The sequence below is a fragment of the Metabacillus sediminilitoris genome, assembly GCF_009720625.1.
GTDB lineage: Bacteria > Bacillota > Bacilli > Bacillales > Bacillaceae > Metabacillus > Metabacillus sediminilitoris.
The window spans coordinates 146038-163632 of the sequence record NZ_CP046266.1 but is presented as its reverse complement, the minus strand read 5'-3'; the positions used below and the strand labels follow the sequence as shown (position 1 = coordinate 163632).

The 17595-nt window shown below is 38.6% G+C and carries 32 protein-coding genes; all 32 read right to left on the bottom strand.

Annotated elements, in window-relative coordinates:
* Positions 1–14: 14 nt before the first annotated feature.
* The 32 genes from rpsI to rplB all read right to left on the bottom strand — a co-directional run bounded on the left by rpsI (position 15) and on the right by rplB (position 17594).
* Positions 15–407 carry a 30S ribosomal protein S9 gene (gene rpsI / locus GMB29_RS00895; RefSeq protein WP_136357868.1) on the bottom strand — a complete coding sequence of 131 codons (393 nt, stop codon included), beginning with the start codon at positions 405–407 and terminating at the stop codon, positions 15–17.
* Positions 408–427: 20 nt separating this feature from the next.
* Positions 428–865: a 50S ribosomal protein L13 gene (gene rplM / locus GMB29_RS00890; protein ID WP_136357870.1), complete on the bottom strand. Its 438-nt coding sequence runs from the start codon at positions 863–865 to the stop codon at positions 428–430.
* Positions 866–1018: 153 nt separating this feature from the next.
* The gene (gene truA, locus GMB29_RS00885; RefSeq protein ID WP_136357872.1) at positions 1019–1759 is read right to left on the bottom strand and encodes a tRNA pseudouridine(38-40) synthase TruA; all 741 of its coding nucleotides are present in this window, start codon (positions 1757–1759) and stop codon (positions 1019–1021) included.
* A gap of 9 nt (positions 1760–1768) precedes the next feature.
* Positions 1769–2566, bottom strand: a complete 798-nt coding sequence (locus tag GMB29_RS00880; protein ID WP_136357874.1) for an energy-coupling factor transporter transmembrane component T family protein — start codon at positions 2564–2566, stop codon at positions 1769–1771.
* Entirely contained in the window at positions 2563–3429 is an 867-nt protein-coding gene (locus GMB29_RS00875; RefSeq protein ID WP_136357876.1) for an energy-coupling factor ABC transporter ATP-binding protein, read from the bottom strand. Before GMB29_RS00875 ends, GMB29_RS00880 begins: the two co-directional genes overlap by 4 nt.
* Positions 3405–4244: an energy-coupling factor ABC transporter ATP-binding protein gene (locus tag GMB29_RS00870; RefSeq protein ID WP_136357879.1), complete on the bottom strand. Its 840-nt coding sequence runs from the start codon at positions 4242–4244 to the stop codon at positions 3405–3407. Before GMB29_RS00870 ends, GMB29_RS00875 begins: the two co-directional genes overlap by 25 nt.
* A gap of 410 nt (positions 4245–4654) precedes the next feature.
* Positions 4655–5050, bottom strand: coding sequence for a 50S ribosomal protein L17 (gene rplQ, locus GMB29_RS00865; protein WP_136357881.1), 396 nt, complete (start codon positions 5048–5050; stop codon positions 4655–4657).
* A 92-nt stretch (positions 5051–5142) separates the two neighbouring features.
* Positions 5143–6087: a DNA-directed RNA polymerase subunit alpha gene (locus GMB29_RS00860; RefSeq protein WP_136357883.1), complete on the bottom strand. Its 945-nt coding sequence runs from the start codon at positions 6085–6087 to the stop codon at positions 5143–5145.
* Between the two features lie 180 nt (positions 6088–6267).
* The gene (rpsK, locus tag GMB29_RS00855) at positions 6268–6657 is read right to left on the bottom strand and encodes a 30S ribosomal protein S11 (RefSeq protein WP_066330403.1); all 390 of its coding nucleotides are present in this window, start codon (positions 6655–6657) and stop codon (positions 6268–6270) included.
* Between the two features lie 22 nt (positions 6658–6679).
* On the bottom strand, positions 6680–7045 hold the full coding sequence (gene rpsM, locus GMB29_RS00850) for a 30S ribosomal protein S13 (protein ID WP_136357885.1): 366 nt from the start codon (positions 7043–7045) through the stop codon (positions 6680–6682).
* A 22-nt stretch (positions 7046–7067) separates the two neighbouring features.
* The gene (gene rpmJ, locus GMB29_RS00845; RefSeq protein ID WP_003156543.1) at positions 7068–7181 is read right to left on the bottom strand and encodes a 50S ribosomal protein L36; all 114 of its coding nucleotides are present in this window, start codon (positions 7179–7181) and stop codon (positions 7068–7070) included.
* A gap of 35 nt (positions 7182–7216) precedes the next feature.
* Positions 7217–7435 carry a translation initiation factor IF-1 gene (gene infA, locus GMB29_RS00840; RefSeq protein WP_047972366.1) on the bottom strand — a complete coding sequence of 73 codons (219 nt, stop codon included), beginning with the start codon at positions 7433–7435 and terminating at the stop codon, positions 7217–7219.
* A gap of 191 nt (positions 7436–7626) precedes the next feature.
* Positions 7627–8373 (bottom strand): type I methionyl aminopeptidase, encoded by a 747-nt coding sequence (map, locus tag GMB29_RS00835; RefSeq protein ID WP_136357887.1) that lies wholly within the window; start codon positions 8371–8373, stop codon positions 7627–7629.
* Positions 8360–9022, bottom strand: coding sequence for an adenylate kinase (locus tag GMB29_RS00830; protein ID WP_136357889.1), 663 nt, complete (start codon positions 9020–9022; stop codon positions 8360–8362). The genes map and GMB29_RS00830 overlap by 14 nt, the downstream gene beginning before the upstream one ends.
* Positions 9023–9081: 59 nt before the next feature.
* Positions 9082–10374, bottom strand: coding sequence for a preprotein translocase subunit SecY (secY, locus tag GMB29_RS00825; protein WP_136357891.1), 1293 nt, complete (start codon positions 10372–10374; stop codon positions 9082–9084).
* Entirely contained in the window at positions 10374–10814 is a 441-nt protein-coding gene (rplO, locus tag GMB29_RS00820) for a 50S ribosomal protein L15 (RefSeq protein WP_136357893.1), read from the bottom strand. Before rplO ends, secY begins: the two co-directional genes overlap by 1 nt.
* 31 nt (positions 10815–10845) lie before the next feature.
* Positions 10846–11028 carry a 50S ribosomal protein L30 gene (rpmD, locus tag GMB29_RS00815; protein WP_136357895.1) on the bottom strand — a complete coding sequence of 61 codons (183 nt, stop codon included), beginning with the start codon at positions 11026–11028 and terminating at the stop codon, positions 10846–10848.
* A gap of 13 nt (positions 11029–11041) precedes the next feature.
* Positions 11042–11542, bottom strand: a complete 501-nt coding sequence (rpsE, locus tag GMB29_RS00810; protein ID WP_136357897.1) for a 30S ribosomal protein S5 — start codon at positions 11540–11542, stop codon at positions 11042–11044.
* A gap of 23 nt (positions 11543–11565) precedes the next feature.
* Positions 11566–11928, bottom strand: coding sequence for a 50S ribosomal protein L18 (gene rplR, locus GMB29_RS00805; protein ID WP_136357899.1), 363 nt, complete (start codon positions 11926–11928; stop codon positions 11566–11568).
* 33 nt (positions 11929–11961) lie between these two features.
* Positions 11962–12501, bottom strand: a complete 540-nt coding sequence (gene rplF / locus GMB29_RS00800) for a 50S ribosomal protein L6 (RefSeq protein ID WP_136357901.1) — start codon at positions 12499–12501, stop codon at positions 11962–11964.
* A 29-nt stretch (positions 12502–12530) separates the two neighbouring features.
* A complete protein-coding gene (gene rpsH / locus GMB29_RS00795) occupies positions 12531–12929 on the bottom strand; it encodes a 30S ribosomal protein S8 (RefSeq protein ID WP_136357903.1) in 399 nt (132 codons plus the stop codon).
* 31 nt (positions 12930–12960) lie between these two features.
* Entirely contained in the window at positions 12961–13146 is a 186-nt protein-coding gene (rpsN, locus tag GMB29_RS00790) for a 30S ribosomal protein S14 (RefSeq protein WP_010285078.1), read from the bottom strand.
* Positions 13147–13171: 25 nt separating this feature from the next.
* Complete coding sequence (gene rplE / locus GMB29_RS00785) at positions 13172–13711, bottom strand: 50S ribosomal protein L5 (protein ID WP_136357905.1); 540 nt, start codon at positions 13709–13711, stop codon at positions 13172–13174.
* A gap of 25 nt (positions 13712–13736) precedes the next feature.
* Entirely contained in the window at positions 13737–14048 is a 312-nt protein-coding gene (rplX, locus tag GMB29_RS00780) for a 50S ribosomal protein L24 (protein ID WP_136357907.1), read from the bottom strand.
* A 36-nt stretch (positions 14049–14084) separates the two neighbouring features.
* Entirely contained in the window at positions 14085–14453 is a 369-nt protein-coding gene (gene rplN, locus GMB29_RS00775) for a 50S ribosomal protein L14 (protein ID WP_136357909.1), read from the bottom strand.
* A 39-nt stretch (positions 14454–14492) separates the two neighbouring features.
* Positions 14493–14756, bottom strand: coding sequence for a 30S ribosomal protein S17 (gene rpsQ, locus GMB29_RS00770; RefSeq protein WP_095301364.1), 264 nt, complete (start codon positions 14754–14756; stop codon positions 14493–14495).
* A 20-nt stretch (positions 14757–14776) separates the two neighbouring features.
* The gene (gene rpmC / locus GMB29_RS00765) at positions 14777–14980 is read right to left on the bottom strand and encodes a 50S ribosomal protein L29 (RefSeq protein ID WP_066330419.1); all 204 of its coding nucleotides are present in this window, start codon (positions 14978–14980) and stop codon (positions 14777–14779) included.
* Entirely contained in the window at positions 14970–15404 is a 435-nt protein-coding gene (gene rplP / locus GMB29_RS00760) for a 50S ribosomal protein L16 (protein WP_136357911.1), read from the bottom strand. Before rplP ends, rpmC begins: the two co-directional genes overlap by 11 nt.
* Position 15405: 1 nt before the next feature.
* Positions 15406–16062 carry a 30S ribosomal protein S3 gene (gene rpsC / locus GMB29_RS00755; RefSeq protein ID WP_136357913.1) on the bottom strand — a complete coding sequence of 219 codons (657 nt, stop codon included), beginning with the start codon at positions 16060–16062 and terminating at the stop codon, positions 15406–15408.
* A 3-nt stretch (positions 16063–16065) separates the two neighbouring features.
* A complete protein-coding gene (rplV, locus tag GMB29_RS00750; protein WP_136357916.1) occupies positions 16066–16410 on the bottom strand; it encodes a 50S ribosomal protein L22 in 345 nt (114 codons plus the stop codon).
* Between the two features lie 17 nt (positions 16411–16427).
* Positions 16428–16706 (bottom strand): 30S ribosomal protein S19, encoded by a 279-nt coding sequence (rpsS, locus tag GMB29_RS00745; protein WP_111618103.1) that lies wholly within the window; start codon positions 16704–16706, stop codon positions 16428–16430.
* A gap of 57 nt (positions 16707–16763) precedes the next feature.
* Positions 16764–17594 carry a 50S ribosomal protein L2 gene (rplB, locus tag GMB29_RS00740; protein WP_136357918.1) on the bottom strand — a complete coding sequence of 277 codons (831 nt, stop codon included), beginning with the start codon at positions 17592–17594 and terminating at the stop codon, positions 16764–16766.
* Position 17595 lies beyond the last annotated feature (1 nt).

The window sequence follows — 17595 nt, the reverse complement described above, 5'->3', positions numbered from 1 at the left end:
TGAAACGTTGATAATTAACGTTTTGAGAACTGAGGTGCACGACGAGCGCCTTTAAGACCGTATTTTTTACGTTCTTTCATACGAGCGTCACGAGTTAATAAACCTGCACGTTTAAGTGTTGGACGGTATTCTGGATCTGCTTCTAATAAAGCACGAGAAATACCATGACGGATAGCGCCGGCTTGACCTGCAATTCCACCACCTGAAACATTTACAAGAACATCATAGCTACCTGTAGTTTCAGTTAAGTTTAATGGTTGTTTGATATCTTCAATTAAAGCTGCTGATGGGATGTAGTCTGTAATTTCACGACTATTTACAACGATACGGCCTTCACCTGGAACTAAACGTACACGTGCTACTGAACTCTTACGACGACCAGTACCGTAATATTGAACCTGTGCCAAATTAATAACCTCCTTTTTAATTATCCGCGAAGTTCGTAAACTTCAGGTTGTTGTGCTTGGTGTTGATGTTCGCCACCAGCGTATACATGTAATTTTTTACCAATTTGACGTCCTAATGAACCTTTTGGAAGCATTCCTTTGATTGCTAATTCAAGCATTTTCTCAGGATAGTTCGTACGCATTTCGTTTGCAGTTCTAGTTTTTAATCCACCAGGAAAATTGCTGTGACGGTAGTAAATTTTATCAGTTAATTTTTTACCTGTTAATTCAATTTTCTCAGCGTTGATGATGATTACATGATCTCCAGTGTCAACGTGTGGTGTGAAAGTTGGTTTGTGCTTACCACGTAAGATAGATGCTACTTCACTTGCAAGACGACCAAGAGTTTGGCCAGATGCATCTACTACGTACCATTTACGTTCGATATTGCTTGCGTTTGCCATAAACGTTGTACGCATGTTATTCCCTCCTAGTTGATAAAAATATATATTGGTTCTTCTTCTATTTCATAACACGATAAGTTTCCGGGGCTTATTCGTGGGGTTGAAATACATACCATCAAATATAATATAACTTATATAACCTAATGTCAAGAAAATGTTACACCTGGTTTAGTTGTCATAATGAACTTTCCATAAATATAACCCACGACCAGGAACTGTTTTACCACTCAAGCTTCTATTGCGTCCTTCTAGTATTGTTGGTATTTGATCAGCATTTATTTTACCTTGCCCTACATCTAACAAGGTTCCAACAAGTATTCGTACCATGTTATACAAAAATCCGTTACCGATAAAACGAAATATGATTTCTTTTTCATTTTCAATAACTTCAATTGAGTAAATCGTTCTAACTTTGTCTCCAACCTCTGTTTTTGCTACACAAAAGCTCGTAAAATCATGTGTCCCACATAAATGAGTGCAAGCCCTTCTTATGGCGCTTAAATCGAGTTTATATGGGTAATGAAAGCTATAATTACGTTTAAACACATTAATCATCTTTTGCTGATCAATTCGATAGCGATATTCCTTAGCAGTCGTATCAAACCGTGCGTGGAAATGCTCATCGACATAGTTAGCCTCAACTATAACAATATCTTCTGGAAGTAAGCTATTTATTGCATATGGCCATCTTTCTTCAGGAATTGTTAGATGTGTATCGAAATGAAAAACTTGTCCTACCGCATGAACCCCAGCATCTGTTCTTCCAGAGGCATGTACCTTAATAGGTTGTCCTTTATGAAGTTTAAATAGAACTTCTTCAATTTCCCCTTGAACTGTCCTCTTTTGTGGTTGAACTTGGTACCCGCTAAAATGTGTACCATCATAAGAAACAATACATCTTACCCTCATTTTCTGCTCCTATGCCCGTAAATAAATTAATAATAATCCCAAAATGATTAGTAGTACAAGGACAGCTGTGTCTAAAAACTTCCAGTTTAATTGTCTTAGTTTTGTTCTGCCTTCCCCACCTTGATAACCCCTTGCTTCCATTGCTGTAGCAAGCTCATCAGCACGTTTAAAAGCACTAATAAAAAGTGGAACAAGTAATGGAACAATTGCTTTGATCCGGTTTTTAATAGGACCGCTCGCAAAGTCAACACCTCTTGCCATCTGTGCTTTTAAAATCTTATCCGTTTCCTCCATTAAGGTTGGTATGAAACGTAATGAAATTGACATCATTAAAGCAAGTTCATGTACAGGTAAACCAAGCTTTTTGAATGGAGCCAATAAGCTTTCCATTCCATCCGTAATTTCGATAGGTGTCGTTGTTAGGGTTAATATAGTTGTCATCAAGATCAAGAATAAAAAGCGTAAAGATATATATATCCCTTGTCTTAGACCTTCCTCATAAATTTGGAAGAAACCTAAATCTAACAAAATTTCTCCTTCCTTTGTTACCAAAAGATGGAGAATAAACGTAAATAAAATAATCCATAATACAGGCTTAAGACCTTTTATTAAGAAATTTACTGGTAATTTTGTTAATAACACAATCGTAATTGTGAATAATCCTAGCAATACATATGTTAGAGCATTATTAGCTAGAAAGACAATAAACACGAACAAAAAGATCATGATTAGTTTTGATCGTGAATCCATTCGGTGAATAAGTGAGTGTCCTGGAACATATTTTCCAATGATCATACTATCCATCATTTTGAAACCACCTCACCTATTAATGCCTTAATTTGTTTAACAGTCTCATCTAAAGTTAGGGAAATCTCGTTTGAGGATAGTCCTTTATCTGCTAATAATTGTTGGAGCTTGACTGTTTCAGGCAGATCTAATCCTAATGACGCTAATTTATCTGCCTCATTAAATACCTCTCTTGGGCTGCCCTGCATTGCTACCGTACCCTTATGCATAACAATAATCTCATCTGAGTATTTAGCAGCATCCTCCATACTATGTGTAACTAGAATAATCGTAAGGTTTTGTTCTTTATGCAAACGGTAAAATAAGTCCATGATCTCTTTTCTACCCTTAGGATCCAGACCAGCTGTTGGTTCATCTAACACAAGGACTTCAGGTCCCATAGCTAACACACCTGCTATTGCAACCCTTCGCATTTGACCACCACTTAAATCAAAAGGTGATTTTTTTAGAATGGACTCTGGTAATCCTACAATTTCTAAGCATTGTCGTGCTTTAAGGATTGCTTCTTTTTCGCTTACGCCAAAATTCATTGGTCCAAAGGCAATATCTTTCTCGACAGTTTCTTCAAAGAGTTGATGCTCAGGAAATTGAAAGACAATTCCAACTAGCTTTCTTACAGCCTTCAAATCTTTATGTTTTTTACCTGATTGAATCATATAATCCCCAATTTGAATCGAACCTTTAGTTGGTTTTAAAAGCCCGTTCAAGTGCTGAAGAATCGTTGACTTACCAGAACCAGTATGTCCTATAATAGATACATACGTACCTTCTTTAATCGTTATATTTATATCATAAAGTGCAAGCCTTTCAAAAGGGGAACGAGCCTGATAGCGATGTTCTAAGCTTTTGATTTTAATGTCCATAGCTCATTCACCAGACCTTCCTCTGTTAGATGGTTATGTCGAATTGGAACACCAGCTTCTCTTAGCTTTTTACTTAATTGAAATGGAAAAGGTAGATCTAGACCAATTTCAACAAGCTTTTCATCAAGCATGAAAATATCCTCTGGTATACCTTCAGCGAACTTTTCCCCACCGTTCATTACAATTATTCTATCGGCCTTAGAGGCTTCCTCTAAATCATGTGTTATTGAGATAACTGTTAATAATCCCTGATTGTTTAATTCACGTATCGTGTGAATCACTTCGCTTCTTCCAATTGGATCTAACATTGATGTTGCTTCATCTAGAATAATAATATCGGGTTGTACAGCGATAACCCCTGCAATTGCTACACGCTGTTTCTGACCTCCTGAAAGATGGTGTGGTTCATGATCCAGAAAAGAATCCATTTTTACTTGCTTCGTTGACCAATCAATTCTTCTCACCATTTCATCTCTAGAAATACCGATATTTTCAAGTCCAAATGCAACATCATCTTTAACTGTTGTTCCGACAAACTGATTATCAGGATTTTGAAAAACCATACCAACATGTTTTCTAATTTCCCAAATCGTTTTTTCAGAAAGTTCAATTCCACTTACACGGACTTTCCCACTATCAGGAATAAATAATCCATTCAATATTCTTGCTAACGTAGATTTACCAGATCCATTATGACCTACAATTGCAAGCCATTCTCCTTTATTAACATGTAATGATACATCATTTAAAGCAGGAGTCGATTCCTGATGATAATGGAAGGTTATGTTTTCTACCTCTATGATTGGTTGACCCATCGCTCGTCTCTCCTAACCTCTATTTAGAAAAGCGCAAGGCGCCCTCCCAGCAGCGAGAAGCATATGACAAGATATCTGTCTGCTCTGGCGATTTATTTCTACCACAAGGCATTCTAAGCTGTCATCACAGGTTAATTGTACCAAACAAATCCTGTGCTTCGCTGAAAACACCTGAGTTAGACATTCAACAAAGACGCATACGCCTTATTAGCCTTTAAAATATAGACAGATAGGGATAAGAATGCGCTCTTCTCATTTCAATCGCTGTAAACATTAATCGAGGGCATGCCCTGGAGATGGCTGTGTATGCGCTTAGCCACATTTTGTGAAATACTTATACATTCTAATATATAAAAAAAGGGCATTGATCCAGTTCTGCAACTGTCACGCCCTTGTAGTAAAAAATTTAATTAAACTAATTCAATGATAACCATTGGTGCACCGTCACCGCGACGAGGTCCAATTTTCATGATGCGAGTGTACCCACCTTGACGCTCTTGGTAACGTGGAGCAATATCAGTGAAAAGTTTTTCTAAAGCATATTTTGGCTTATCCTTCTCTTTACCTTCTTCTGTTGTAACAGTTACAACTTCAGCAACTTCATTACGAACGTAAGATGCTGCTTGACGGCGAGCATGAAGATCTCCACGCTTTCCTAATGTAATCATCTTTTCAACAGTTGAACGTAATTCTTTAGCTCGTGCTTCAGTTGTTTCAATACGCTCACTAATGATTAAATCAGTAGTTAAATCACGAAGCATAGCTTTACGTTGTGCACTAGTACGGCCTAATTTTCTGTATGACATGTGATGTCCCCTCCTTCGTTGTATAATGTATGTTTTTTAATACATATATCTATTGAAACATACGAAAACGCTAGTTAATTTCTAACTAGTCGTCAGTCGTCTTTGCGAAGACCTAAACCTAGTTCTTCTAATTTCGCTTTAACTTCTTCAAGAGATTTACGACCTAGATTACGAACTTTCATCATATCTTCTTCTGTTTTATGAGCAAGCTCTTGTACTGTGTTAATACCAGCACGTTTTAAACAGTTGTAAGAACGGACTGACAAGTCTAATTCTTCAATCGTCATCTCAAGAACTTTTTCTTTTTGATCCTCTTCTTTTTCGACCATAATTTCTGCATGTTGAGCTTCATCTGTAAGCCCTACAAAGATATTAAGGTGTTCTGTAAGGATCTTTGAACCTAAAGCAATCGCTTCTTTCGGTCCTGTACTACCATCAGTCCAAACATCTAATGTCAGTTTATCGTAGTTAGCAACTTGGCCAACGCGTGTATTCTCTACTTGGTAGGAAACACGTGAAACTGGTGTGTAGATAGAATCGATTGGAATAACTCCAATTGGTTGATCCTCTCTTTTGTTTGAATCAGCTGGAGTATAGCCACGTCCGCGCTTTGCTGTAAGTCTCATTCTAAAGCTAGAATCTGATGCAAGAGTTGCAATATGAAGATCTGGATTAAGAATTTCAACGTCACTGTCATGAGTAATGTCAGAAGCAGTTACACTTCCTTCGCCTTGAACATCAATTTCAAGCGTCTTCTCTTCATCTGAATAGATTTTAAGAGCAAGCTTTTTAATGTTTAAGATAATCGAAGTAACATCTTCAACAACACCTTCGATTGTTGAAAACTCATGAAGTACGCCATCAATTTGGATTGATGTTACAGCGGCACCAGGGAGTGAGGATAAAAGAATACGACGTAAGGAGTTACCCAAAGTTGTACCATATCCACGCTCAAGTGGCTCGACGATGAATTTACCGTATTTGGCATCATCGCTGATTTCAACCGTTTCGATTTTTGGTTTTTCAATTTCTATCATCTATAAACCCTCCTTCAAAACGTCGAAACCCCGGCTAGACAAAGAGTTTTGTTATACGTCTAACCGAAATTCCCCATTCAAAAGTTCCCGAATGTGCACAACAACATAGTGATTCTGCTAGAACTTATATACTGTATCATAACCCATTATAGACAGGGATACAAAATCTATACAGAAAATTTACACACGACGACGTTTTGGTGGACGGCATCCATTATGTGGAACTGGTGTAACGTCTCTGATAGCAGTTACTTCTAAGCCTGCAGCTTGTAGTGAGCGGATCGCCGCTTCACGACCAGCACCTGGTCCTTTAACTGTAACTTCAAGAGTTTTTAAACCATGTTCCTGTGATGCTTTTGCAGCTGTTTCAGCAGCCATTTGTGCAGCGAAAGGAGTAGATTTACGTGAACCTCTAAAACCTAACGCTCCAGCACTTGACCATGAAATTGCATTACCATGAGTATCTGTAATAGTAACAATCGTGTTGTTGAAAGTTGAACGAATATGAGCAATTCCACTCTCTATATTCTTTTTCACACGACGTTTACGAGTGTTCGTTTTACGTGCCATTATGGATTAACCTCCTTTTACCTTATTTTTTCTTGTTTGCTACAGTACGACGTGGTCCTTTACGTGTACGAGCATTATTTTTCGTATTTTGTCCACGAACTGGTAAACCACGACGGTGGCGGATACCACGGAATGAACCGATCTCGATTAGACGTTTGATGTTAAGAGAGATTTCACGACGAAGGTCACCCTCAACTTTTAGCTTATCGATTACGTCACGAATTTTACCTAATTCTTCTTCTGTTAGATCACGTACACGTGTATCTTCAGAAACTCCAGCATCAGCTAAAACTTTCTGAGCAGTTGAACGTCCGATCCCGAAGATATATGTTAATGAAATGACAACACGCTTGTCACGAGGAATATCAACACCTGCAATACGAGCCATTAAGCTTGCACCTCCTTATAGATTAACCTTGTTTTTGCTTATGTTTAGGATTCTCACAAATAACCATGACTTTGCCTTTTCTGCGAATGACTTTACATTTTTCACAAATCGGTTTAACAGATGGTCTGACTTTCATGATTTTAATACCTCCTTAGTAGTACGGAGTGCTAATTATTTAAAACGGTACGTAATTCTTCCACGAGTTAAATCATATGGAGATAATTCTACCGTTACTTTGTCTCCAGGTAAAATACGAATGAAATGCATGCGAATCTTTCCAGATACATGCGCCAATACCGTATGACCGTTCTCAAGTTCTACCTTGAACATTGCATTCGGCAATGTTTCCATGACAGTTCCTTCTACTTCAATTACATCGTCTTTCGCCATCGAACTGTTCTCCCTTCTCAAAATCAGTAACTTGCTCATTGACAAACTAAGGTATTTCACTATCCTTTTTGTCACACGACCTGTTTCCATTATACTGTTCTGAACTTCCGGAGATACGAAGATAAAGAATTCTAGATGATGAACATTCATTCAATTTGGAGATTCAAACTTTCGCTTTTCTCCATCAGTAGTTAGGCTTTTGTTAGAATTTCATAGCCTATTTCAGTTATGGCAATCGTATGCTCAAAATGGGCACATATTTTACCATCTACTGTTACAACTGTCCATTCATCAGCCAATGTTTTAACATAACGGGTACCCGCATTAACCATTGGTTCAATCGCTAACACCATTCCAGGCTTGAGCCTTGGACCTTTATTAGGTGGACCATAATGGGGAATTTGCGGATCTTCATGTAATTCTTGCCCTACCCCATGACCAACATATTCTCTTACAACAGAAAAATTATGTTCTTCAACATAAGTCTGAATGGCGTGAGAGATATTTGAAAGTCTATCTCCAGGTTTCGCTTCCTTAAGTCCTCTATATAAAGACTCCTCAGTGACATTTAAAAGTCTCTGAGCTTCGTCAGAAATTTCACCTACAGCATAAGTCCAAGCAGAATCACCATGATATCCATTATATTTTGCACCTATATCAATACTAATTATATCTCCTTCACGCAATAGGCGATCACCTGGAATTCCGTGAACGAGTTCTTCATTAACAGAAACACAAATGCTCCCGCGAAAACCATTATACCCTTTAAAAGATGGAATTGCATCACATCGACGAATATACTTTTCGGCAATTGCATCCAATTCTTTCGTAGTGATACCTGGTTTAACATATTTTTGAAGTTCTTGATGTGTTAGTGCAACAATCCGACCAGCTTCTCTCATAATTTCAAGTTCACGCTGGGTCTTACATATGATCATGCACAAGGCCTCCGAGCAATTGATTTACATCTACGAAGACTTTATCGATATCCTGTTCACCATTAATATTTGTTAAATAACCTTTTTCGTTATAAAAGTTTAATAATGGTTCAGTCTGCTTTAGGTTAACTTCCAAACGATTTGCAACCGTTTCTTCATTGTCGTCTGCACGTTGATATAGTTCTCCACCACATTTATCACATTCACCAGCAGCAGCAGGTGGATTGAATATTAAATGGTAAGTAGCGCCACATTGTTTGCAGATACGACGACCTGTTAAGCGTTCCATCAAGATATCTTTATTTACTTCAATGTTGATGACATAATCAATCTTTTTGTCTAGATCTGCTAGAATATTTTCAAGCGCATCAGCTTGAGCAACAGTTCTAGGAAAACCATCTAAAAGAAAACCTTTTTGGCAATCATTCTTTCCTAAACGTTCACGAACAATACCTATTGTAACTTCATCCGGTACAAGTTCACCTTTATCAATGAATGATTTCGCTTGTAGACCTAGTTCTGTTTCTTCTTTCATAGCAGCTCTGAACATATCTCCTGTTGAGATATGAGGGATGTCGTACTTCTCTACAATACGTTCAGCCTGTGTGCCTTTACCAGCACCTGGAAGGCCCATCAATACTAGATTCATTTGTATACCCCCCTCAGTCTCTATTTTGAGGGATGGGAAACGGGTCTCCCATATCCTCATTATTTAATAAAGCCTTTATAATGACGTTTAACTAATTGACTTTCAAGCTGTTTCATTGTTTCTAGAGCAACCCCTATAACAATTAGCAAACTTGTTCCACCAATCTGTGCAGATTGTGGAAGATCAGCAAACTGAATGAAGAAAACAGGAAGAACAGCTATAACTGCTAAGAAAAGAGAACCGACAAAAGTTAAACGATATAATACCTTTGTAACATATTCTTGCGTACTTTTACCTGGTCGAATCCCAGGAATATAGCCGCCTTGTTTCTTCAGGTTTTCCGACATTTGTTCAGGATTTACTTGTACAAATGTGTAGAAATATGTGAAAGCAATAATTAATGCTATATAGATGATCATTCCTATTGGCTGTGTGTAATCAAATGTTTTCTGGATCCAATCCGTTACATCATTAGGTCCAAAGAACGAAGCAATCGTCGGTGGAGTAATAATGAATGACACTGCGAAGATTACAGGAATAACACCAGCAGGATTAACCTTTAATGGAAGATGAGTCGTTTGACCACCAGCCGCATTGTTATTTCCAGAACGCTTAGCATATTGAATTGGAATCTTACGAAGTGCTTGTTGGATAAAGATAACACCAACAACAACAGCTAATATAGCTAATATAAGAATGATTACGGTGATAATTCTTATGAATAGTTGATCACCGGCATTTTGAAATTGTTGAGCATAAATTTGGTTAACAGTTGTAGGAATTCCTGCAGCGATCCCAGCAAAGATGATAATGGAAATACCATTACCAACACCTTTAGAAGTGATCTGTTCTCCTAACCACATTAAAAAAGCTGTACCAGCTGTTAATACAATCGCAATTAATAGGTATGTGGCAACACCAGGGTTTTCTATAAGAATGCCGCCTGACATGTTGTTAAAACCATAAGACATACCTAACGCTTGGATGAAACCTAATATTATCGTAAAGTATCGTGTAAACTGAGCGAGCTTGCGTCGCCCAACATCACCTTGTTTAGACCATTCAGTAAATTTCGGAACAACGTCCATCTGTAAAAGCTGAACAATGATCGAAGCTGTGATATATGGCATAATTCCCATCGCAAGGATTGAGAAATTATACAATGCACCACCACCGAATGTGTTTAAGATTCCGAAAACATTTAGCTCATCCTGTGCTTTTAGAACCTCGGCGTTGACGTTCGGCACAGGAATGAACGTGCCTATACGAAATACTACTAACATTAAAAGGGTGAATATGATCTTTCTTCTAATATCACCCACGCGCATAAAATTGGAGATTGTTTTAAACATTAGATCACCTCAACTGTACCGCCAGCAGATTCAATTGCTTCTTTTGCAGTAGCAGAGAATTTGTTAGCTTTAACAGTTAGTTTTTTCTCTAATTGACCGTTACCAAGGATTTTTACACCAGCTTTTGTATTGCTAAGAACACCAGTTTCTAGCAATAATTCTGGAGTAACTTCAGTACCCTCTTCAAAGCGGTTAAGAGTCTCAAGATTTACAATAGCAAAGTCCTTGCGGTTGATGTTCTTGAATCCGCGTTTAGGTAAGCGACGGAACAAAGGAGTTTGACCACCTTCGAATCCAGGACGAACTCCACCACCAGAACGAGCATTTTGTCCTTTATGACCTTTACCAGCTGTTTTACCGTTTCCAGAACCAGTACCACGACCAACACGATTACGTGTTTTACGTGAACCTTCTGCTGGTTTCAATTCATGAAGTTTCATTGGGACACCTCCTTATTTATTGATGTTTCTTTTATTGTTCTTTAACTGTAACTAAGTGAGCAACTTTATTAATCATACCGCGAATCGCAGGATTATCATCTTGAACTACAGTTTGATGTAACTTATTAAGTCCAAGAGTTTTAACAGTAACACGTTGATCTTCAGGACGACCAATCACACTGCGAGTGAGGGTAATTTCTAACTTATTCGCCATTTTAGTTCCCTCCTTATCCTAACAGTTCTTCTACCGTTTTTCCACGTAACTTCGCAACATCTTCAGCACTCTTTAATTCACTTAATCCAGAAATTGTAGCACGGATCATGTTAATTGGAGTGTTTGAACCTAAAGACTTAGAAAGAATATCTGCAACACCTGCTAATTCTAATACCGCACGAACAGGTCCTCCAGCGATTACTCCTGTACCTTCAGATGCCGGTTTTAAAAGAATATTTCCTGCTCCAAATTGACCGATAACTTGGTGAGGAATTGTAGTACCAACCATTGGTACTTCAATTAAGTTTTTCTTAGCATCTTCGATTGCTTTACGAATTGCTTCTGGTACCTCTTGTGCTTTACCAGTACCGAAACCTACATGACCGTTTTTGTCTCCTACAACAACAAGTGCTGCAAAACGGAAACGACGACCACCTTTAACAACTTTCGCTACGCGGTTAACGGTAACTACGCGTTCTTCAAGCTCTAATTTGTTTGGATCAATACGACGCATCTTTTGTGTCCCTCCTTTTGCGATTAAAATTCAAGTCCAGCTTCGCGCGCTGCTTCAGCTAGAGCTTTAATACGACCATGATATAAATATCCTCCGCGATCGAATACAACAGTTTTAACGCCTTTTTCGATAGCACGTTTAGCTACTAATTCGCCAACTTTTTGCGCAGCTTCAACGTTACTATTAGAATCAAGAGTTAAATCTTTATCTAAAGTAGAAGCACTAACTAAAGTAACAGAGTTTGCATCATCAATTACTTGTGCGTAAATATGTTGGTTAGAACGATATACGTTAAGACGAGGACGAGTTGTAGTTCCAACTAATTTAGAACGTACACGCGCATGTCTTTTTTTACGTACAGCATTTTTATCAGCCTTAGTAATCATTTAGGTCACTCCTTTCTTATCATCTAGGCGACATTACTTCGCTGTTTTACCTTCTTTACGACGTACAAATTCGCCTTCGTAGCGAATACCTTTACCTTTATAAGGCTCTGGTGGACGAACGTCACGAATGTTAGCTGCAATAGCACCTACACGCTCTTTGTCAGTACCTTTAACAACAACCTTTGTTTGAGATGGTACTTCAATTTCAATACCAGATTCAGGTGTGATCTCAACAGGGTGTGAGTAACCAACGTTAAGAACTAATTTATTTCCAGATTTAGAAGCACGGTAACCGACACCGATAAGTTCTAATCCTCTTTCAAATCCTTTAGAAACACCTTCTACCATGTTTCCTAGTAGACTACGTGTTGTACCGTGAAGTGCACGGTGTTCTTTCACATCAGAAGGACGGCTCACCGTTAAGACGTTCTCTTCGATTGTGATTTTAATATCAGAATTGAATGTACGAGTTAACTCACCTTTAGGTCCTTTTACTGTAACAGTATTATCTTCAGCGATAGTAACTGTAACACCAGCAGGAATTTCAAGTGGTTTCTTACCAATACGAGACATTCATTACACCTCCATTCTTTTTGTGCTTATTACCAAACGTATGCTAATACTTCTCCACCAGTTTGTTTTGCACGAGCTTCTTTATCAGACAAAACACCTTGAGAAGTTGAAACGATCGCAATACCTAATCCGTTAAGTACACGTGGTACTTCATCAGCTTTTGCATATACACGTAAACCTGGTTTACTGATTCTTTTAAGACCAGTAATTACGCGCTCATTGTTTGCACCGTATTTTAAGAAAATACGAATGATGCCTTGTTTGTTGTCTTCTACATACTCTACATCACGAACGAAACCTTCACGCTTAAGAATTTCTGCGATTTCCTTTTTAATTTTAGATGCAGGGAACTCAAGCTTTTCGTGACGAACCATGTTCGCATTACGAATGCGAGTAAGCATATCTGCAATAGGATCTGTCATAACCATTACTAAATAACCTCCTTCCCGTTTTACGGTTTTACCAGCTAGCTTTTTTCACGCCTGGAATTTGACCTTTATAAGCAAGTTCACGGAAACAAATACGGCAAAGCTTAAATTTACGTAGCACTGAGTGTGGACGTCCGCAACGTTCGCAGCGAGTGTACTCTTGTACTTTAAATTTTTGCGTGCGTTTTTGCTTAGCAATCATTGATTTTTTAGCCACAATTTCGCCTCCCTTTACTTAGCGATTATTTTTGAAACGGCATACCGAACTGTGTTAATAGTTCGCGAGCTTCTTCATCAGTATTCGCAGTAGTTACGATAACGATATCCATACCACGAACTTTGTTTACTTTATCATAATCAATCTCAGGGAAGATTAATTGCTCTTTCACACCTAATGTGTAGTTTCCACGACCGTCGAATGATTTCTTAGAAACCCCACGGAAGTCACGTACACGCGGTAATGATACAGAAATTAACTTATCTAAGAATTGGTACATACGCTCACCACGAAGTGTAACTTTTGCACCGATTGGCATACCCTCACGAAGACGGAAGCCTGCGATTGATTTTTTTGCTTTTGTTACCATAGGCTTTTGACCAGTAATTTGAGCTAACTCCTCAACAGCAACATCAAGTGCTTTTGAGTTTGATACCGCATCACCAATACCCATGTTAATAACGATTTTCTCCAATTTAGGAGCTTGCATTACTGAACTGTAAGAAAACTTGCTCATTAATGCAGGTGTAATTTCTTTTTGATACTTTTCTTTAAGGCGGTTCATGAACTAGACCTCCCTTCCTTATTTACTATTTATCTAAAGTTTCACCAGATTTTTTTGCTACACGTACCTTTTTACCGTCTACCACTTTATAACCAACACGAGTTGGTTCACCTGATTTAGGATCAAGTGGCATAACATTTGATACATGGATAGGTGCCTCTTGGCTTAAGATTCCACCTTGTGGATTAGCTTGAGAAGGTTTTGAATGTTTTTTCACTACATTTACACCTTCAACAAGTACACGATCTTTTTTAGGATAAGAAGCAAGAACTACGCCTTGTTTACCTTTATCCTTACCAGAGATAACCATTACTTTATCACCTTTTTTAACATGCATCCTAGTTGCACCTCCTTAGTAAGGCAATCAGATTTATTATAGAACTTCCGGAGCTAAAGAAACAATTTTCATGAAGTTATTTTCACGTAATTCACGAGCAACCGGTCCGAAAATACGTGTACCACGTGGGCTCTTGTCATCACGGATGATAACACATGCATTTTCGTCAAATTTGATATAAGTACCGTCCGAACGACGAGCACCGCTCTTTGTACGTACGATAACAGCTTTAACAACATCACCTTTTTTGACAACGCCACCTGGTGTTGCTTGTTTTACCGTACAAACAATAATATCTCCGATATTAGCAGTTTTACGACCTGAACCGCCCAATACTTTGATTGTTAGTACTTCACGAGCTCCAGAGTTGTCAGCGACTTTTAAACGAGATTCTTGTTGGATCACTTATGTTACCTCCCTTCGGAATTAACTATCCGAACAATATTAAATAATAATAGCTTCTTCTACTACTTCTACTAGACGGAAACGTTTAGTAGCTGATAATGGACGAGTTTCCATTATTTTAACGATGTCACCAATTTTCGCTTGGTTGTTTTCGTCATGTGCTTTGAATTTCTTAGAGTATTTAACTCGTTTGCCGTATAGTGAATGTGTTTTGTATGTTTCAACAAGAACAGTAATTGTTTTATCCATTTTGTCAGAAACAACACGTCCAGTATATACTTTACGTTGGTTACGTTCACTCATTCCGTAAACCTCCTCTCTTATTAATGATTATTAGCTGCGATCTCTCTTTCACGGATAACAGTTTTCATACGAGCGATCGATTTACGAACTTCACGGATGCGAGCAGTATTTTCTAATTGGCCTGTCGCTAGTTGAAAGCGAAGGTTAAATAACTCTTCTTTAAGAGACTTTACTTTTTGTTCTATTTCAGCAGTGGTAAGGTCACGAATTTCATTAGCTTTCATTAGATTCACCACCAATTTCTTCTCGTTTTACGAATTTCGTTTTAATCGGTAATTTATGAGAAGCTAAACGTAGCGCTTCACGTGCTACCTCTTCAGAAACACCAGAAATTTCGAATAATACTTTACCAGGTTTAACAACTGCTACCCAACCTTCTGGAGCACCTTTACCAGATCCCATACGTACCTCTAGAGGTTTTGCAGTATAAGGTTTTGAAGGGAAGATTTTAATCCAAACTTTACCGCCACGTTTCATGTAACGTGTCATCGCGATACGAGCCGCTTCAATTTGACGGTTCGTGATCCAAGAAGCTTCTTGAGCTTGAATACCGAATTCACCGAAGTGTACTTCAGTACCACCTTTTGCACGACCACGCATTTTTCCACGATGCTCTCTACGATATTTTACGCGTTTTGGCAATAACATATTATTTTCCTCCTTCCTCAGTTTTCTTCTTAGTAGGAAGAACCTCTCCACGATAGATCCAAACTTTTACGCCTAATTTACCGTAAGTTGTATCAGCTTCAGCTGTTCCGTAATCGATGTCAGCACGAAGTGTGTGAAGTGGAACTGTTCCTTCGCTATAATGTTCAGCACGTGCGATATCTGCTCCACCTAGACGACCAGATACTTGAGTTTTGATACCTTGTGCACCTGCGCGCATTGCACGTTGTATTGTTTGTTTTTGAGCACGACGGAAAGAAATACGGTTTTCTAATTGACGTGCAATATTTTCAGCAACTAATTTAGCATCTAAATCAGCTCTTTTGATTTCTAAGATGTTGATGTGTACACGTTTGCCAGTTAATGAGTTAAGAGCTTTACGTAACGCTTCAACTTCTGTACCACCCTTACCGATTACCATACCAGGTTTCGCAGTGTGGATTGTAATATTTACACGATTAGCAGCGCGTTCGATCTCAATCTTAGATACAGACGCATCACTAAGGCGTTTGCTAACATATTCACGAATTTTGATGTCTTCATGTAAAAGAGTTGAGTAGTCTTTACCAGCGAACCATTTAGACTCCCAATCACGAATGACTCCAATACGAAGACCGACTGGATTTACCTTTTGACCCACGGATTATCCCTCCTTCTTTTCTGTTAAAATGATAGTGATGTGACTAGTACGCTTGTTGATAGCACTCGCACGACCTTGAGCACGTGGACGGAAACGTTTAAGAGTTGGACCTTCGTTAGCATAAGCTTCAGATACAACTAAGCTATTAATGTCCATTTCATAGTTATGCTCAGCGTTAGCCACAGCTGATTTTAATACTTTCTCTATGATTGGTGAAGCAGCCTTTGGCGTGTGATTTAAAATCGCAACTGCTTCGCCTACTTGCTTACCTCGAATAAGATCTAGAACTAAACGAGCTTTACGAGGAGCAATACGAACTGTTCTTGCGACAGCTTTAGATTGTTGCATTTAAATGCCTCCTCTCATTAACGTCTTGTTTTTTTGTCATCACTTGCATGACCTTTGTACGTACGTGTAGGTGCAAACTCACCAAGTTTGTGTCCTACCATGTCCTCAGTTACATATACAGGAACATGTTTACGACCATCATAAACTGCAATTGTGTGACCAATGAATTGTGGGAAAATAGTAGAGCGACGAGACCAAGTTTTAATAACTTGCTTCTTTTCCGTTTCATTTAATTTTTCAACTTTGTTAATTAAATGTTCATCCACGAATGGTCCTTTTTTCAAGCTACGGCCCATGATTGTACCTCCCTTCGCGATCGTGCTACGGTTCTATCGAACCGTAGTTCAATCACGTTATTTTTTACGGCGACGCACGATAAACTTATCTGATTTGTTCTTCTTCTTACGAGTTTTAGCTCCAAGAGTTGGTTTACCCCATGGAGACATTGGTGATTTACGTCCGATAGGAGCGCGTCCTTCACCACCACCGTGTGGATGGTCGTTAGGGTTCATTACAGATCCACGTACTGTTGGGCGTTTGCCTAACCAACGAGAACGACCTGCTTTACCAATGTTGATAAGCTCATGTTGTTCATTACCTACTTGACCTACAGTTGCACGGCAAGTAGCTAGAATCATACGAACTTCACCAGAGTTTAAACGTACCAGTACGTATTTACCTTCTTTACCCAATACTTGAGCAGAAGTTCCTGCAGAACGAACTAATTGTCCGCCTTTACCAGGTTTTAATTCGATGTTGTGTACAACTGTACCAACAGGAATGTTTTGAAGTGGTAATGCATTACCTACTTTGATGTCTGCTTCAGGACCAGACATAATTTCTAAACCTACAGTTAGGTTTTTTGGTGCAAGAATATATCTTTTTTCACCATCAACATAATTGATAAGTGCGATATTTGCAGAACGATTTGGATCGTATTCGATTGTAGCAACGCGTCCTGGTATACCATCTTTGTCGCGTTTGAAATCAATCACACGATATTGGCGTTTATGTCCGCCGCCTTGGTGACGAACTGTTAATTTACCTTGGTTATTACGTCCACCTTTGCTATGAAGAGGTGCAAGTAATGACTTTTCCGGCTTGTCAGTCGTAATTTCAGCAAAATCAGATACTGTCATATTACGACGACCGTTTGTGGTTGGTTTATATTTTTTAATCGCCATA

What these genes read in the sequence shown, in the direction of transcription:
- GMB29_RS00830 (WP_136357889.1), bottom strand. Translation starts at nt 9,022, where the DNA reads ATGAATCTAGTATTGATGGGCCTTCCAGGTGCTGGTAAAGGCACACAG.
- rpsK (WP_066330403.1), bottom strand. Translation starts at nt 6,657, where the DNA reads ATGGCACGTAAAACGAACACTCGTAAACGTCGTGTGAAAAAGAATATA.
- rpmD (WP_136357895.1), bottom strand. Translation starts at nt 11,028, where the DNA reads ATGGCGAATAAGTTAGAAATTACCCTCACTCGCAGTGTGATTGGTCGT.
- rpsS (WP_111618103.1), bottom strand. Translation starts at nt 16,706, where the DNA reads ATGGGCCGTAGCTTGAAAAAAGGACCATTCGTGGATGAACATTTAATT.
- rplE (WP_136357905.1), bottom strand. Translation starts at nt 13,711, where the DNA reads ATGAACCGCCTTAAAGAAAAGTATCAAAAAGAAATTACACCTGCATTA.
- rplP (WP_136357911.1), bottom strand. Translation starts at nt 15,404, where the DNA reads ATGTTATTGCCAAAACGCGTAAAATATCGTAGAGAGCATCGTGGAAAA.
- rplB (WP_136357918.1), bottom strand. Translation starts at nt 17,594, where the DNA reads ATGGCGATTAAAAAATATAAACCAACCACAAACGGTCGTCGTAATATG.
- rplM (WP_136357870.1), bottom strand. Translation starts at nt 865, where the DNA reads ATGCGTACAACGTTTATGGCAAACGCAAGCAATATCGAACGTAAATGG.
- infA (WP_047972366.1), bottom strand. Translation starts at nt 7,435, where the DNA reads ATGGCGAAAGACGATGTAATTGAAGTAGAAGGAACTGTCATGGAAACA.
- rpmJ (WP_003156543.1), bottom strand. Translation starts at nt 7,181, where the DNA reads ATGAAAGTCAGACCATCTGTTAAACCGATTTGTGAAAAATGTAAAGTC.
- rplQ (WP_136357881.1), bottom strand. Translation starts at nt 5,050, where the DNA reads ATGTCATACAGAAAATTAGGCCGTACTAGTGCACAACGTAAAGCTATG.
- GMB29_RS00875 (WP_136357876.1), bottom strand. Translation starts at nt 3,429, where the DNA reads ATGGACATTAAAATCAAAAGCTTAGAACATCGCTATCAGGCTCGTTCC.
- rplR (WP_136357899.1), bottom strand. Translation starts at nt 11,928, where the DNA reads ATGATTACTAAGGCTGATAAAAATGCTGTACGTAAAAAAAGACATGCG.
- rplX (WP_136357907.1), bottom strand. Translation starts at nt 14,048, where the DNA reads ATGCATGTTAAAAAAGGTGATAAAGTAATGGTTATCTCTGGTAAGGAT.
- GMB29_RS00870 (WP_136357879.1), bottom strand. Translation starts at nt 4,244, where the DNA reads ATGGGTCAACCAATCATAGAGGTAGAAAACATAACCTTCCATTATCAT.
- GMB29_RS00880 (WP_136357874.1), bottom strand. Translation starts at nt 2,566, where the DNA reads ATGATGGATAGTATGATCATTGGAAAATATGTTCCAGGACACTCACTT.
- rpsM (WP_136357885.1), bottom strand. Translation starts at nt 7,045, where the DNA reads ATGGCTCGTATTGCAGGTGTTGATATTCCTCGTGACAAGCGTGTTGTC.
- rplF (WP_136357901.1), bottom strand. Translation starts at nt 12,501, where the DNA reads ATGTCTCGTATTGGTAAGAAACCACTTGAAATTCCTGCTGGTGTTACA.
- rplO (WP_136357893.1), bottom strand. Translation starts at nt 10,814, where the DNA reads ATGAAACTTCATGAATTGAAACCAGCAGAAGGTTCACGTAAAACACGT.
- truA (WP_136357872.1), bottom strand. Translation starts at nt 1,759, where the DNA reads ATGAGGGTAAGATGTATTGTTTCTTATGATGGTACACATTTTAGCGGG.
- secY (WP_136357891.1), bottom strand. Translation starts at nt 10,374, where the DNA reads ATGTTTAAAACAATCTCCAATTTTATGCGCGTGGGTGATATTAGAAGA.
- rpsQ (WP_095301364.1), bottom strand. Translation starts at nt 14,756, where the DNA reads ATGAGTGAACGTAACCAACGTAAAGTATATACTGGACGTGTTGTTTCT.
- rpmC (WP_066330419.1), bottom strand. Translation starts at nt 14,980, where the DNA reads ATGAAAGCTAATGAAATTCGTGACCTTACCACTGCTGAAATAGAACAA.
- map (WP_136357887.1), bottom strand. Translation starts at nt 8,373, where the DNA reads ATGATCATATGTAAGACCCAGCGTGAACTTGAAATTATGAGAGAAGCT.
- rpsE (WP_136357897.1), bottom strand. Translation starts at nt 11,542, where the DNA reads ATGCGTCGTATTGATCCAAACAAATTAGAGCTTGAAGAACGCGTAGTT.
- GMB29_RS00860 (WP_136357883.1), bottom strand. Translation starts at nt 6,087, where the DNA reads ATGATAGAAATTGAAAAACCAAAAATCGAAACGGTTGAAATCAGCGAT.
- rpsH (WP_136357903.1), bottom strand. Translation starts at nt 12,929, where the DNA reads ATGGTTATGACAGATCCTATTGCAGATATGCTTACTCGCATTCGTAAT.
- rplV (WP_136357916.1), bottom strand. Translation starts at nt 16,410, where the DNA reads ATGCAACAATCTAAAGCTGTCGCAAGAACAGTTCGTATTGCTCCTCGT.